Below are 16840 nucleotides of genomic sequence, written 5' to 3'. Positions count from 1 at the left end.
TCCAGCAAAAACAGAACCATCTTCACCTATTGCTAAACTATTAATATAATCATGTGTTCCTAAGAACCTGTTTAGGATCTTTTTTAACTTATTTTTGATTAAATTAATATCATAAATGTTATTTTATAGTTGAAAAATAAATTTTTAATCGATAAGTTGTCAAATGATAAAATCTTTTTAACAAAAAAATGACAAAGAAAATAAAATGTTAATTAACTGTCAGGTTAGAAATAATTATTCCCTTTTTTAGTTTAATTATGTTTAAAAGATTCCAAACAGGTTCTAACATTTGTGCAGTTAATTGAGTTCATAAAGTTCAATCTAATCATAAAAAAGAAGAAATGTTTTATCAAAATGTTATCAGCCCTAGTTTTTTAAAACCAACTGTTTTAAAAGATAATACTAAAGATACTGTTTTTAATGAAAAAAAAGAAATAGATAATGCAATATTATCTTCAAATAAAGATAATGATTTTAACAAAGATGATGATAGTAATATTGTAGTAGCTTCTAAATCAGAGGAAAAAATAAATAATGTAATATTAACTTCAAGTCAAGATAGTGAAATTAACAATCAATTACTACAAGAAATTACAATGGACTTTACTAAAGATGATAATAAAAGTAATCTTTTAAGAAAATTATCTTTAAAACATAATAGTAAAGATAGTGGAATTGGTAGTGAACGACAAGAAATAAGTATACTGAAAGACGAAAATTTTAAAAGAATACATCTCCATAAAAAAGATAATTCAGAAGAATGTGAAGCAAAAGAAAAATCTGAAAAAACAATGCAAGAGTTTAATAAAAAAACAAAAAAAATTATAAATTCTGGTAAAATTAATTATACACAAGAATGTCCAAAAATATATTTATCGTATCTTTAAAACATACAACTAGTAAAATTAAATTAAATATTTAAAAAGTGAGAATTTTATTCTCACTTTTTAAATATTTAATTTAGTATTCTTCTTCAAGTGAAGAATTACCGATACCTATTAACTTCTCAGTTGGCATTAAACCAGTACCGGCCGGTATCAAGTTTCCTAAAATAACATTTTCCTTTAAACCACGTAAATTATCTTGTTTTGACTTAATAACAGCATTAGTTAATACTCTTGTTGTATCTTGGAAAGAAGCAGCAGCCAAGAATGATTCTGATTCTAATGGTGCTTTTTTAATCCCTAAAATAATTGGATGACCAAAAGCAGGTTTTTTACCAACAACAATAATTTTGGCATTAACATTCTTAAATTCTTTGATATCAACAATCGCTCCAGGCAATAATGGTGAATCATTACCTTCAACTACAAAAATACGATTCAACATTTGTTTTAGAATAATTTCAATATACTTATCAGAAATTTCAATTCCTTGTAAACGATAAACACGTTGTACTTCTTTTAAAATATATTGTTGAACTTCAATGATTCCTGCTACTTCTAGTAATTGTGTAATATTAATTGCACCTTCAGTTAGTTTTTGGCCAATCTTAACATTATCACCAATTTTAATTCTTACCTGCGCATTATATTGAGTTTTGTATTCTTTATAGTCAAGTTTTGACTTTACAGTAATTGTATAAATTCCTTGCTCTTCACGAATATCTGTTACTTTACCATCAAATTCACTAATAATAGCAACAGCACCTTTGGGATTAGTAATATCTAATAATTCTTTAATTCTTGGTAATCCTTGGGTAATATCACTACCACCAGCAACTCCTCCAGTATGGAAAGTTCTCATCGTTAGTTGAGTTCCTGGTTCACCAATTGATTGCGCCGCAATAATTCCAACTGCTTCGCCAATAGCAACAATAGAACCTGTTGTTAAATTAATACCATAACATTTTTGACAAACACCATAACTTGCTTCACAAGTTAAAACTGAACGAATATTTATTTTTGTAATTTTTGCCTCTAATATTGTTTCTACTAATTTTTCAGTAATTAATTCATTATTTGCAACAATTACATTATTTTTACTATCAACAACATCACCTTGAACAAAACGTCCAAATAAACGGTCACGTAACGGCACAATAATATTATTACGTTTTTGGTCAACAACGTCACTAATTATAAAGCCATTACCGGTACTACAATCTTCTTCAGTAACAATAATATCTTGTGAAACGTCAACTAGTCTTCTTGTTAAATAACCTGAGTCAGAAGTTTTAAGCGCCATATCTGCCATTCCTTTACGAGCACCATGGGTAGAAATAAAGAACTCTGAAACATTTAATCCTTCACGGAATGAAGATTTAATTGGTAATTCAATAACTTCTCCTTTTGGATTATTCATTAAACCACGCATCCCTACTAATTGAGTAAAGTTACTAATATTAGTTCTAGCACCTGAATCTCACATCATAAAGATTGGATTTTCAATATCTTTTCTTAAAACTGTTTCTAGTTCAACTTGAATATTGTTTTTAATACCACTTCATTTATTAATAATATGGTAATGACGCTCACGATTAGTTAACATACCTTGTTTATAAAACTTGTTAATTGTTTTAACATATTCATCTGCTTCTTTAAATAATCTTGTTTTACCTGAATAAGATACAACATCGCCTGCAGAAATTGTTGTTCCTGAAATTGTTGAAAATTTAAAACCAAGATTTTTCATTTTATCTAACATTTGTGCAGTTAATTGAGTTCCAAAAGTTTTAAAATATTTATGAATAATATCTGCTAAAGCTTTTTTCTTAAATGGTTCAACAATAACTCTTTTTTTAATAAATTCACGAAAATCAACATCAGTTGCAACTAAATCTTCATTATGAGTTTCAGTTAAATTAATAATATTTGGGCGATTAATAAATGGCATTCTTTCTGAAAACATTTGATTAAAAATAATCTTACCAATAGTAGTAATTAAAAATTTATTTTGATCGGTAGCAGCAAATTTACTTGCACCTAAACTAGCAACACGAATTCCAATAATAGCATGTAATGAAACCTGTTTTGTATCATAAGCTTTAATTGCTTCATTAACATCTTTAAAAATTGAACCTTGACCTAATTCATCTAATTTTTCAATAGTTAAATAATAATTACCAAGAACCATATCTTGAGTTGGCGTAACAATTGGTTTACCATCTTTAGGACTTAAAATATTTTTTGAACCTAACATTAAACTTCTTGCTTCAGCTACTGCTTCTTGAGTAATTGGCACGTGAACAGCCATTTGGTCACCATCAAAGTCAGCATTAAAAGCAGGAGTTACTAGTGGGTGTAAACGAATAGCTTTCCCTTTAACTAGAATTGGTTCAAATGCTTGAATTCCTAAACGGTGTAAAGTTGGAGCACGGTTTAATAAGACAGGACGATCTTTAATTACTTCTTCTAAAACATCTCAAATTCGTTCATCTTGAATTTCAATTAATTTTTCAGCAATTTTAATATTTAAAGCTAATTCTTGATGAACTAATCTTTGCACAACAAAAGGTTTGAACAAAATAATTGCCATATCACGAGGAATACCACATTGATACATTTTTAATTCCGGACCAACAGCAATAACACTTCGACCTGAATAATCAACACGCTTACCTAATAAGTTTTGACGGAAACGTCCTTGTTTTCCTTTTAATGTTGAAGTTAAAGATTTTAATGGACGTTTATCTCTTCCTGTTACTGGACGTGCTTTACGTTCATTATCAAATAAAGCATCAACTGATTCTTGCAACATTCTTTTTTCATTATTAATAATTAAGATTGGTGCTCCCATTTGTTTTACTTTTTTTAAGCGTTCATTACGAATAATAATTCTTCGATATAAATCATTAATTTCTGATGTTGTAAAACGACCACCATCTAACTGAATAATTGGACGAATATCAGGTGGAATCACCGGAATAGCGTGTAATACCATTCATTCTGGTTTATTTCCTGATTTAGCAAATGAATCAATAACATCTAAACGACGTTCTAGTTTTCTACGATCAGTTTGTGATTTCTTGTTTGTCAATTGTTTTTTAATGGCAAGAAATTCTTTTTCTAAATTAATATTTTTTAATAAATACTCAATAGCTGAAGCACCAATTCCAAATTTTGTTCCAGTATGTTTAGTAATAAATTGAGCACATTCATCCATTGAAAATGGACGTGAAGTATCTGCTAAAGTATCAGTTAACATTTGAGCACGAGTATAAGCAAAAGAAGAAGGTTCTAATTGTTCTAAAATTTGTGCAAATACTTTACGTAAACGATTACGAGTATCAGTTGAAGATTTAGCATTACCTAAATCCATAATCATTTTTTGTTTTAAACCTTTAGCAGTCCCTGGATCTAAAACAATATAAGAAACAAAATATGCTACTTCTTCTAAGTCTTTAGCTTTCATATCTAATGCTAACGCAATTCTTGAAGGAGAAGCCTTTAACATTCAAATATGAGTTACTGGGTCTTCTAACTCAATGTGTCCTAAACGTTCACGTCGAACAATTGCTTCAGTAATTTCTACTAAACAACGTTCACAAACTTTACCTTTATTTTTTATTTTCTTATATTTACCACAATTACATTCATAATTTTTAGTTGGTCCAAATATTCGTGCATCAAATAATCCATCTTTTTCAGGTTTTAATGACTTATAATTAATTGTTTCTGGCTTTGTAATTTCTCCATGTGATCATGAGCGAATTTGATCGGGAGAAGCAAGAGAAATTTTAAGGGCAGTATAATGTTTTGAATTTTTTTGCATTTGCATATATTTATTACTCCTTTTCTAATCCTCAAGATAACTTTCGACTTCTTCATCGTAAGTTACAACTTTTTGTTCTTGACCTTTTTCGTCAATTAACACAATATTTATTCCTAAACCTTGTAGTTCTTTTGTTAAAACATTAAATGATTCAGGGATACCTGGCGTTGGAATTTGTTTATTACGTAGAATCGCTTCATAAGTTTTAATTCTACCTTTAATATCATCAGATTTAATAGTTAGGATTTCTTGTAAAGTATGAGCAGCACCATAAGCTTCTAATGCTCAAACTTCCATTTCTCCAAATCTTTGTCCACCATTTTGTGCCTTACCACCTAATGGTTGTTGAGTAATTAATGAATATGGGCCCACATTACGAGCATGTAATTTATCATCTACCATGTGTGATAGTTTTAACATATACATAACACCAACTGAAATTTTCTTGGCAAACTTTTCACCAGTTAAACCATCATATAATGTTAATTTATCAAAGTCATTATATTTTGCTTCTTTCATAATATCTAACAAGTCTTGATTTTTTGCACCATCAAAAACAGGGGTTGCTACTTTAATTCCTAAAGTTTTAGCAGCCATTCCTAAGTGTAATTCAAGAATTTGTCCAATATTCATCCGCGATGGTACTCCTAATGGATTTAACATAATATCAACTGGTGTTCCATCTTCTAGGAAAGGCATATCTTCAATTGGTAAGACTTTAGAAATAACACCTTTATTTCCGTGTCTTCCAGCCATTTTATCTCCTTCTCGGATTTTACGTTTTTGTACAATAAATACTTTAACTACTTCTTCTACTTCTGAAGGTAAGTCAAAACCATCTTCACGTTTATAACGTTTAATACCTTGAACAATTCCAGCACCACCATTAGGTACTCGTAATGAATTATCTTTAACATTACGTGATTTTTCACCAAAAATAGCTGCTAATAATTTTTCTTCAGCAGTTGATTGTGTTTGACCTTTTGGTGTAACTTTACCAACAAGAATATCTCCTTCTTTAACTTCAGTTCCAATTAAAACAATTCCTTCATCATCAAGATAACGTCTTGATTGTTCAGAAGTATTAGGGATTTCAGGTGTAATTTCTTCTTTACCTTGTTTTGTTTTTCGACATTCTAAATTATATTCTTCAATATGCATTGAAGTATAAACATCATCTTTTACTAAACGTTCACTAATAATAATAGCATCTTCATAGTTATAACCATGTCAAGTCATGAAAGCAATAATTACATTTTGTCCTAATGCAAGTTCACCATCTTTCATTGAAGGTCCGTCTGCTAAAATTTGATTAACTTCAACTTTATCACCAACTTTTACTAATGGCACATGAGTTACTGCTGTTCCTTGATTACTACGTTCAAAACGGCTTAACTCATAAGTTGTTATTTCATCTTCTGATTTAATAATAATTTCATGAGAATCAACATATTGTACAACTCCCGGTAAATTAGCAACAATAGCTAATCCTGAGTCACGAGCAACAGCATACTCAACACCCGTACCAACAATTGGTGTTTGTGGTTTTAATAATGGAATTGCTTGACGTTGCATATTAGCACCCATTAAAGCACGGTTAGCATCATCATTTTCTAAAAAGGGAATACAACTTGTAGCTATTGACACAATTTGTTTTGGTGAAACATCAATATATTCAACTTCGTTTGGTCCAACAATAATATTTTGACCATTACTACGAGCAATAACATTATTATTTTTAATAACATTATTAGTATCTAATTCAATATTAGCTTGTGCAATGATATAATTCTTTTCTTCACCGGCAGTTAAATATTTAATTTCATTAGTAATTTTACCTGCAATTACTTGACGGTAAGGTGTTTCAATAAAACCGTATTCATTAATACGAGCATAAGTGGCTAAATTATTGATTAAACCAATATTAGGTCCTTCAGGAGTTTCAATTGGACAAATTCTTCCATAGTGAGAATAGTGAACATCACGAACTTCTAAACTAGCACGATCACGTGATAATCCACCAGGTCCTAAAGCAGTTAAACGTCTTTTATTAGCCAATTCTGCTAATGGATTAGTTTGATCCATAAATTGTGATAATTGTGATAAGTTAAAAAACTCACCAATAACAGCTGTTAATGGTTTATTATTTGTAATATTTGCTGGTTTCATTTTATCACTATCAGTAGTTGACATTTTTTCTTTAACATTTTTTTCAATACGTCCCATCCCGATACGAAATTGGTTTTGTAGTAATTCACCAATTGTACGAATACGACGATTTGCTAAGTGATCAATATCATCAGCATTACCAATACCATGAACAAAATTTAAAATATAAGAAAGAGTTGCTAAAATATCAGCAATAGTAATAATTACTTCTTTACATTTAGGATTAATTCCAACAACATTAATAACTTCATTTAATCTTTCTTTATCATTATAAACTTTAATTAACTGCACATAATGTTTTGGTTCACTATCACTAATTGATGTTTTTAAAGGTACTAAACATGCTCCTTCTTCTAATACTGTTTTTAGAATTTCTAATTGTGATTTACCAATTACTGTTTTTTTGGATAAAACAACTTTACCTCTAATATCTTTAATATCTTCAGCTAGAGTGTAATTTAAAACACGATCTGTAGTAGCTAATTTTTGAATTAACTTATATCTTCCTGCTTTTGTTAAATCATATTTTTTTGAATCAAATAATAGTCCAGTTAAAAATTTTGCAGCACCATCAACACTGGCAGTTTCTCCGGCTTTAATTTTTTTATAAATTTCTTGTACTGCTGCTGGTCAATTTTGATGTTCATCATATTCATAAGTATTTAATAAAACATCATCTTTACCAATTATATTAATAACATCATCTTTAGTTAATCCTAAGGCAGTAAGTAAAGTGGTTACTGCAATTTTACGTGATTTTTCAATTTTAACTTGAATAATATCTTTAATTGCATTTTTATTACGAACTAATTTATTACGTTTAGAATCAGTTTCAAATTCTAGTCAAGTTCCACGTGATGGAATTAAATCACCTAAAAATTTATATAATCCGGTTTTTGGATCAATTTCAATTTTAAAATATGCACCTGGTGAACGAACTAATTGTGAAACAACAACCTTTTCACTTCCATTAATAATAAAGGTTCCTTTTTGTGTCATTAATGGAAAATCACCTAAAAATACATCTCCTTCACGAGTTAATGTATAATCAACAATTAAAACATCTTCTTCTCTACTTTTAATAGTAACTTCAATAGTTGAAAATTCACTATTAGCATGAACATTTTTTTCTTCAAAATAATATATATTATCGCTAACTTTTGGTTCATTAATGTTTTTAATACCAAATTGGTCTTTAATTCAACGCATTAAATAATCTAAAATATTATCTTTAGCAGCAATAGTTAAATGACGATTATTTTCATGAATTGATAAAGATAATTTTGTATATATTGGTGCTTCATAAGTTTTTGACTCATCTTTTGCTTCTTTTAATGTTCTTCTTGGTTTACGAAATTCTCAATCAATCAATGATAAAATAATACGATTATCATTATCAGTTACCGGAAATATTTCATTAAATACTTCTTGTATTCCTGTATCAATAAATCATTTATAAGTATCACGTTGAATTGAAATTAAATCAGGAAGATCTAAATTTCCTGATACTTTAGTATAGTCACGTCTTTTAGCATAATGACCAAATTGTTTTGTAGTATATGACATTGGTTCATCTCCAATTTTAAAAATTTATTAAAATCAAATAATTTGATTTCAGTTAATTAGTATTAAATTACTAATTAGTTTGATAAAATATTAAGTTTTAAGTTGATAATTTTTAGTTAAATAACAAACAGAAAACCAGTTTTAATTAATACTGGTTTTCATATAAATTTTTAATATTTGAACTACTTAACTTCAACAATAGCACCAACGGCTTTTAACGTTGCTTCGTGTTCTGTTGCTTTTGCTGTATCAATATTTTCTAAAATCTTTTGTGGTCCTGTTACTACTGCATCAACCATTTTTTTAGCATCCATTAAAGACATTGTACCACCAACAATTGCCTTAACTGCTTTAATAACATCAACTTTTTTGTCTCCCACTTCTTTTAAGATTACAGAAACTGTTGATGGTTTTGTTGCTTCTTCTTTAGCTGTTGCTGGTGCAGAAGCAACTGCTGCAGTTACTCCAAAAGTTGTTTCAATTAATTCAACTAATTCTTTTAATTGAACTGCTGTCATTGTTTTAACATGTTCAATAATTTGTTTATTTGTAATATTTTCCATTATTTTTTCCTCCATATTTTTTTTATTTAATAAGTGTTAATTATGCGTTTTCTTTTTGTTGGGCTACTGCTTTAATTGCTAAAGCCAAATTGCGAACTGGTGCTTGTAAACAAGAAGCTAACATTGAAATTAATTCTAATTTTGATGGTAATGAAGCTATTTTTTGTAACTCACTTTGGTCAATAACTTTTCCTTCAAAAATGCCACCTCTTAATACTAATAATTTATTAATTTTAGCATAATTAGAAACTATTTTAGCTGTTTCTAAGTCGTTTTCAAATCCAAAGATAAAACCATTTGGGCCAACTAAACTACTTTCAAGCGATGAATATTCTTTTTTTAAAGCACGAGCAACTAAATTATTCTTATAAATAGTGAATGTTGCACCTTTAGCTCTTAATTCCTTACGTAAAGAACTAATTTCTTCAACATTCATACCTTGATATTGTACAACAATTGTTGTTTTTGAATCATTAATTTGCTTAGCAATTAAATCAATAGTTTTTTGTTTTTCAACCATTGCTGGGCGCATAACTACATCTCCTTATTATTCTGAAATAACTAGCAATAAGTAGTAAATAAAACTCGGAGCAAAACCGAGTAAATCACATGCATATATAATGATGGAAATTACCTGAGCAACATAATTAAGACAAAAGTCCGTTGCTGTCTTTGGCTTATTCTAGCTTGTATATTATATGATATATATATATTAAAATCAAGAAAAATTTACAAAAGATTAAATAAATAATTTTTTATTATATATCTTTTAAGTTATAAACACTATTTTTAATAACATAAATGCTAATTTCATCAATATCTTAATTAAGATTAAAAAAATTGTTTTTTTTATAACTGGTTACTGTTTTTACTACTAGAGTTTTTACTTTCACTTGAAGAAGATTCACTATTTATTTTTGATTTATCTAACTCAAGATTTTTACAAACTCTTTCTCTTCTTTCAGATTCATTTTTTTCTCCTCAAGCTTTATTTATTTTATGGGAGCGTGGCGAAGATGTCAATAATATTCAAATTTGTCTTAAAATTATAAAGTTAGACGAGAATAATTTTGACTTCAATATGCAATTGTATGTTAATCTTAACACTTGTAAAATATTAGTCAATAATAATACTTACTTTTATAATTCAAAAATTCTTATTAATAGTTACTTTAATAAGTTTTATTTTATTTTTGGTTTTTTAAAATCTTTAATTTTAATTTATAATAACTGGATGGTAGTATTTATTTGATAGCATTTAAAATTAACCATTTTTGTATACATATCAATATTATAGGTTCTATCACCAATCATATGCTTTAAAATTTGTTTAATATTAGTTTCAGTAAAGCAACCAATATTTTCAACTAGTGCTTGGTTTAATACACCATCTTTTGCATTAATAAAATAACCAACTTTTAATTTTTTATATTGTAAAGCTAATGATTGTAAAAAATCAATTAATTCATAATATGGGCCTTTTTCAAATAAAGTTATTGCATTTTGATAGTGTAATTTAGCAATTTTATTTTTTCTTCTTCCAGCCATTATACCAAGAAATAAAACATGAAAAGCATGGAATTTATCTAAAATAAATTTAGCATTTAAAATTGTAGCAGTTTTTCTAATTCATTTTGCACTATCTCCACAAACTACTAAATTTGCTTGTTCAAAATTTTCAAAAAATAAATTACCATATTTTTTAATTAATTGTGCTGTTTTTTCAGCACCAATTTCTGTTTTTGATACTCTTATTTTACAAACTGCTCTTTTATTAATTAATTTTCCATTTTTCTTTTTACCAGTACAAAATACTAATAATCTCATAGAACATTTTTTACAATTTTTAGTATTGTGTTTTTCATTAAACTTAAATTTTCTATGTCCATCATCAATATTTATATATAAAGTTTGATTTTTTTCTAATACTATTTTAGGAATATTAGATTTTGGTAATTGAAATTTTTGATAGGTTCTACAAACTGTACTAGTACTTATTAAATCATCAATAAAAGTATCACAAACATCACGATACTTTTTTCCATCAGCAAAATACTTTAAAATTTGTTTAATAACATTAGGTGCAAGTTTACTATATTTTTTAACACCAAGATAATTATCTAGCAATAAAACAAATTCATTTTTTTGTGTTTTTTGGTTATATTTTGTACAAATACGTCGTTTATAATTTAATAAACCTTTTTTTGCTTTTAATTTTCGTTTTCTAAATCTATATGATTTATATTCAGATTTATCACAGGTACTTCATAAATAATCATCTATTTTTGTAAATAATTCTTCTGTTTGTTTTAAACTTAATTCATCTTGATTAAAATCATGTTTATCTCAATCAAAATGATTAGAGAATGGTAATATAAACATTTTTTAATGTTCCTTTCTAAATTTTGTTTGTTATAATTTAATTGTATTGCTTATAAAAACTAGGGAGTAAAATATGCCTTTTATTAGTAGTTATGCACAACTGAATAAAAAATATAATCTTAATTTTAGTGATAATAATTATGGTTTTAGTTGAGATATTTTTAAACAATTTGTTAGTGATGAATGAGCAGAATTTTTTACAACTAATTGTTTTTATCGTTTTGTACCAACTGCACGTGGAACAAGAAAAACTTGAAACTGTTTAGCATTTGATTTATTTATATGTTGTAATTTTAGTGATAGTAGTGTTCAAGAAGTAAGAAGATATGAAAATACTCATAGTGAAACGACAATTGGTGCATTAATGAATGTTTGTCAAGTTTTATTAGATACATATAATATTAATTTATTACCTAATAATCCACATGGTATTAAATGAAAAATAACCAAAGATGGTGGATGTATTATTTTTCCTAATAATCAACAAATTGATTTTATTGGTTATGCTAATGGTAATAAAATTTTTGGAAAAGAAGCGGGTGGGTCAAGTTTTTTGGGTTCACGTACTGATGAAATAATAATGGCAGAAGAAAAAGAAACACTAACAGAAAAGCAATTAACATATAGATATGAGCGTTTACAAAATTCTATGTTTAGAAGTAATCGTATTAAAGTTTCAAATGAACCAATTAAAGAATGAAGTTGAACTTTTATTGATAAAAATATATATAGTCCTACTTTTGGAAAATTAATTACTCGTTATTTTTATAAAAGTTTCTTTATTACTTTTACATGTAATCCTTATGATAAATATCATCCATTTTATTTAAAATACTGTACGCCATTTTTACCATTAAATGATGAAATAATTAAAAATCTTAAAAAAATTGGCAAAGTTTATTATGAAAATAAAGATATATTTAGTGGTTTAGGCTTATTTATTTTAAGATTTACTATTCAACCATTTTGAAAAAAATTACCTGAAATTCAACAAAAAACTTTATTAGAAATGGAAAAAAGTAATCCTGATGAATTCAATACTGTTTTTTATGGTTTTGAATTTTTAGATAGTGATGCAACAATTTTTCCATTTCAAAAAACAGTAAAATATTGACAACCATATGATTTAAAACAATTTTATAATCAAGAACAAGATATGTATAAATTTGATTTTTATTCAGTTGGTATTGATTGAGCTACGGGACCAAAAGACCATACTGTATTTATGATAGTTGGTTTTAAAGAATATAATAATACTGGATATTATGACCCTTATGTTATTTGTGAATTAGTAGTTACACCAAATGATTTTATAAATGAAAATGAGAAAATTAATGCTTATGTTAATGAAATTTTAGGATTAATGGATAATTTTGAAAATTTTGACCAAGCAATTTATTTTTATGATGATAAAGCAAGAACAGCAATTGATTGATTAAATCAAAAATTAATAGATGAACATAATACTATTTTAATAACACAAACTGCTATTAAACATGCTTCAAATTTAAATCAAGAAGCAGGATTAACTAATAGAGTAGTTTGAATGAGAAATATTATGAGTTATGGAAATTTTTATGCAAATAAAAATGATTTACCAAAAACTACTCAATGTTTAGAAGAATTACGTTATGATGAAACAAAAACTAACATTCCGGATAAAAATATGTATCAAGACCCTTATGATGCGTTGTTTTATGCCTTGTATCCATATAAAAATGTAATTAGAGGTAAAAATAATGCTAGTGTAAAAAAAAGCATCTTCACATTTGGTATATAATAAACAATTTACATATAATTAATAGTATAGGTATCACAAAATAAACGTCTTTAATTTAGGCGTTATTTTGTATTTAAAAGCATACTTGTAAAAATAATCAAAAATAGTACAATTTATAAGTAAAATCAAGGAAAAAAGGAGAAATTTAAAATGAAAACATGAATAAAAACAAATTTAAGTAAAATTACATTAGCATTAGCACTAACTGGTGCTACAACTGGAACAATAGGATTAATCATGGGGGGTGCTTACCCATAATATAGGTACTAATGTTAAACATTATTTAGAACCCAATGGAGAAGTAGTATTAGGAACAACAACTATTTGATGAAATAAATGAGATAGTCCAAATAAAACTGAATTATATTTTTCTAAAATTAAACATCATGATGAAGATATAAAATGAGATGGTACTTATACAGATAATTATTTTCAATAATTAAATTTCAATATTTATATAAGAAATATTTTCATTATATTTATCAAATAAATTAATATTAGTTAAATTTATTTCTTGTTTATCTGTTATTAAAGTTAAATCATAATTTCCAGAACCAAATATGCCACTAATTTCTATCCGATTTAAGTTATTAATCGGGTTTTCAATTTGTAATTCCAAATTACCATTATTATCAATTTGTGAAATTTGTTTATAAAATTCTAATTTAGAAAATAGTTGTGATTTATTAGAACCATATAAATTTAAAATATTTTCAATTTTATTATTACTAATAATTGCTCTTGTAAAATACTTACCATATTCACCATTACCTAATGTTCAATCTGCTGGAATTAATGATGGTATGTTATTACTTTCTAATTCGTTTGTAATAGATAATCAGTTGAATTGATTATCATCTAACTTAAATAATTCATTTTGACTAATATCATTGTTTTTTAATTTAATATTATTTATATCTGTAAAATCAAAATATGAAGACTTTAATATAACTTTTATATCTTTATATTCTCAAATTTTATTTTCATTTGGATGTATTGGCTTTGATTTTAATTCAAAATAATAAGGCAATAAAATTTTATTATCATCATTTAAACCTTTATTAATAGACATACTTGAATAAATATATTTTGATAACATCACAAATATTTGTTTAAATATTTTTACTTGTTCTAAATTTATATAATTTGGATAATCTAATTCTCATTGTTTAAATAAATTAGTAATTACATCTTCTGGTTTTTGTCCTTCAAATTTTGCTCTTAGTTTTGCAATATCATTATTGGGTTTACCAGTTTTATCATCATATGTAGCACCTTCAAAATTTCTATTATAGTTATATGTGTAACTTAGCATATCTAATAATAGTTGTTGTAAACTATCAATTGGTGGTTTATCATTTATTTCAATTTCAATTGAATTAAAGTTCTGTGATAATTCAATAGCAATATATTTACTAGGATATGGTGGGGTTGGTTCTCTATGACTATATAATATATATTGTTCATTCTTTTTCATTTCAAAATCAGCTAATTTTTTAGGTACTGGTGCTGGTCCATCATATTTACCAATTTTAGCATATGTTATTTTTGCATTATTAATAATTTCTTTTCTTGTTTCAGTTCCGCCACCAATAGCAATTAAATCTAAAACTGATTTTTCTTGTCCTATAAATTGCTTTGCTAAATTTCAAGGTAATATTTGTTCGCTAAATCATTGTTGTAAAATTCTAACTTTTGGTTGAGTTTCAATAGGCATTGATAATAATGGAAATGCTATCTTATCCTTGACAAATAATTGGGTATACTTCCATATTGTCAACTTCACCAAGTACCTTTATATTGCCAAAAATCATGCTTCTAGGGGCTTTAATTTTTAAACCAGTTACTTTGGTATCTTTATCTAATGGTTTTTGTAATTTAATAATAATTGGATAACCATCTCTTGTTTTAAAATCTTTAATTTTAATAATAGTAATACTTTTAGTACTTCTAGTTTTTGGATTTTGATAAGGTTGTGAATAATTATTAATGATATATAAATTATCAATATTATTTTCAGTTAATGGTTCATTTATACTAACTGCATATAACTTAAATTGATTTAATAAATTTATTTCTTGAAATATTAAATTTTTAATATCAGTCATACTATATTCAATAGTATTATCATTAATATTTGTACTTGCTCTTTGATTTAATTGCATAGTAAAGTCTGATGTTTCAGCAGCAGTAGTTTTTAATACTTTTTCAATATCAATAAAACCAATTTTAATAGTATTTGCTGAAAATCTTAAACTATTATTTTCATTATTTTTAAATAAACGTTCAATTTCATAAATATAAATTGTTCTTTTTTTAAATTCATCGTATGCTCTATTAATATCTGGGTCACTAGTTGCTCTCATCATATTAGTAAAGTCATAAGGAATATTATCAATTAAATAATCATTTTCTACTTCTGCTTGATTAAGTTTAGTTTGTTTCTGTGGAAACTTCGTTTGTGGTTTGTTGTTGTTTTCCATTGTTCTCTCCTATTAATTGGTTATTTTCGGGATTAAATAATTTTAATTTAACTGTTAAATTATTAATTTCTTGTTCATCATTAATATTAAATGTTTTACTATTTAATAAATCTTTATCTAAATGTACTAATATTTGAATAAATTTAAGAATATCAATATTAAATTGTCATAATTTTTGTTCAATATAATTAATAGTTGAAATATTTACAGCTGTACTTTCGGGAACTGATTGTTGTGCAGATTTTTTTTGACTTGGAATATGAATACCACAACGTTTAAATATTTCATTAACATTTCAGTCATATATATCAGTTAAATTTTTACCTTTAAAATTACTACTTGTCATATTGATATTTTCATTTTGTTCATTATTATCTCCACCACTTTTAAAAATATAATTTTTAGTAACTAATATTCTTACAGCATCTTCTAATAAATCTTTTACATTACCATAAGTTGAATTAAAAATAAACTTTGGTGAGTTTAAAATTGTATCTAAAACAATTTGTTCATAAATAACATCTAATGCTTTAATTTTATCCATTACTTTATTACAATCTGCTAGTTCATTTGCTTTATTTCGCATAATTGCTATTGGTATATAGTTAATATTTAGTGTTTGTTCTTGTTCTAAATTTGGATTATTAATGAATGATTTAAAATCTAGTGGAAATTGTTTTTTATTATCACTAATACTATAAATTGCACGATTAATAGTTACTTGTTCATTATTTAATGTATAAATTTCAAATAATCTTACAATTTGTGCATTTTGTTCATAACTATCATAAAAAATAGTACATTGAATTAATTTACCAGTAATATCATAAACTCTTTGTTGTATATCAACTACTTGAAAATATAAATCATCATTAGCAATAAAAATTAAATAACCACTAATTCCTAATTTACTTAATTTAAAAATAGAATTTCAATTTTTTCTATAAAATTCTTGTTGAATTAAATACTGCTTAATAGTTTCGTTGTTAATATCTAGTGGAGCATTATATAAATTAGCATTATTTTCTGCTACAAAATCAGTAAAATATGTTTCATGATTAAAATCATTAAAACCAAAATAACTTAAAATAGAAGCATGTGTACTTTTACCTTTTAAAAAAGTTAATTTAGTTTTTTCTTCATTATTAGTGCTTTTATCTCTTCTTAAAAATCTACCTAACATA

General features: G+C 26.0%; 11 protein-coding genes and 1 other annotated feature. Of the genes, 3 read left to right on the top strand and 8 right to left on the bottom strand.

Annotated elements, in window-relative coordinates:
* Positions 1 to 257 precede the first annotated feature (257 nt).
* Complete coding sequence (locus ACXUB0_RS02910; protein WP_458257701.1) at positions 258 to 887, top strand: hypothetical protein; 630 nt, start codon at positions 258 to 260, stop codon at positions 885 to 887.
* 73 nt (positions 888 to 960) lie between these two features.
* On the opposite strand, the gene rpoC is transcribed toward ACXUB0_RS02910, so the two are convergent.
* From rpoC to ACXUB0_RS02885, 5 genes are all read right to left on the bottom strand, one after another.
* Entirely contained in the window at positions 961 to 4713 is a 3753-nt protein-coding gene (gene rpoC, locus ACXUB0_RS02905; protein ID WP_458258784.1) for a DNA-directed RNA polymerase subunit beta', read from the bottom strand.
* Between the two features lie 24 nt (positions 4714 to 4737).
* Positions 4738 to 8448, bottom strand: coding sequence for a DNA-directed RNA polymerase subunit beta (rpoB, locus tag ACXUB0_RS02900; RefSeq protein ID WP_458257700.1), 3711 nt, complete (start codon positions 8446 to 8448; stop codon positions 4738 to 4740).
* A 182-nt stretch (positions 8449 to 8630) separates the two neighbouring features.
* Entirely contained in the window at positions 8631 to 9011 is a 381-nt protein-coding gene (gene rplL / locus ACXUB0_RS02895) for a 50S ribosomal protein L7/L12 (RefSeq protein WP_458257699.1), read from the bottom strand.
* Positions 9012 to 9051: 40 nt separating this feature from the next.
* Complete coding sequence (gene rplJ / locus ACXUB0_RS02890; protein WP_252320296.1) at positions 9052 to 9543, bottom strand: 50S ribosomal protein L10; 492 nt, start codon at positions 9541 to 9543, stop codon at positions 9052 to 9054.
* Between the two features lie 36 nt (positions 9544 to 9579).
* Positions 9580 to 9705, bottom strand: a sequence feature (ribosomal protein L10 leader region).
* A 527-nt stretch (positions 9706 to 10232) separates the two neighbouring features.
* On the bottom strand, positions 10233 to 11393 hold the full coding sequence (locus ACXUB0_RS02885) for an Mbov_0401 family ICE element transposase-like protein (RefSeq protein ID WP_458257698.1): 1161 nt from the start codon (positions 11391 to 11393) through the stop codon (positions 10233 to 10235).
* 73 nt (positions 11394 to 11466) lie between these two features.
* Between ACXUB0_RS02885 and ACXUB0_RS02880 the strand changes: the two genes are divergently transcribed.
* Entirely contained in the window at positions 11467 to 13173 is a 1707-nt protein-coding gene (locus ACXUB0_RS02880) for a hypothetical protein (RefSeq protein WP_458257697.1), read from the top strand.
* A 244-nt stretch (positions 13174 to 13417) separates the two neighbouring features.
* On the top strand, positions 13418 to 13612 hold the full coding sequence (locus tag ACXUB0_RS02875; protein WP_458257696.1) for a hypothetical protein: 195 nt from the start codon (positions 13418 to 13420) through the stop codon (positions 13610 to 13612).
* Here the strand turns inward: ACXUB0_RS02875 and ACXUB0_RS02870 are convergent, their stop codons facing one another.
* Genes ACXUB0_RS02870 through ACXUB0_RS02860 form a run of 3 tightly spaced genes read right to left on the bottom strand, consistent with a single transcriptional unit; the run spans position 13613 to position 16839 of the window.
* Complete coding sequence (locus tag ACXUB0_RS02870; RefSeq protein ID WP_458257695.1) at positions 13613 to 14953, bottom strand: hypothetical protein; 1341 nt, start codon at positions 14951 to 14953, stop codon at positions 13613 to 13615.
* Complete coding sequence (locus ACXUB0_RS02865) at positions 14913 to 15656, bottom strand: hypothetical protein (protein WP_458257694.1); 744 nt, start codon at positions 15654 to 15656, stop codon at positions 14913 to 14915. The genes ACXUB0_RS02870 and ACXUB0_RS02865 overlap by 41 nt, the downstream gene beginning before the upstream one ends.
* Positions 15607 to 16839 (bottom strand): hypothetical protein, encoded by a 1233-nt coding sequence (locus ACXUB0_RS02860; RefSeq protein ID WP_458257693.1) that lies wholly within the window; start codon positions 16837 to 16839, stop codon positions 15607 to 15609. Before ACXUB0_RS02860 ends, ACXUB0_RS02865 begins: the two co-directional genes overlap by 50 nt.
* Between the last annotated feature and the right edge of the window lies 1 nt (position 16840).

It is taken from the genome of Spiroplasma endosymbiont of Dactylopius coccus (assembly GCF_977110965.1).
The sequence above is the reverse complement of the archived record's forward strand: the minus strand, read 5'-3'. Positions and strand labels throughout refer to the sequence as shown.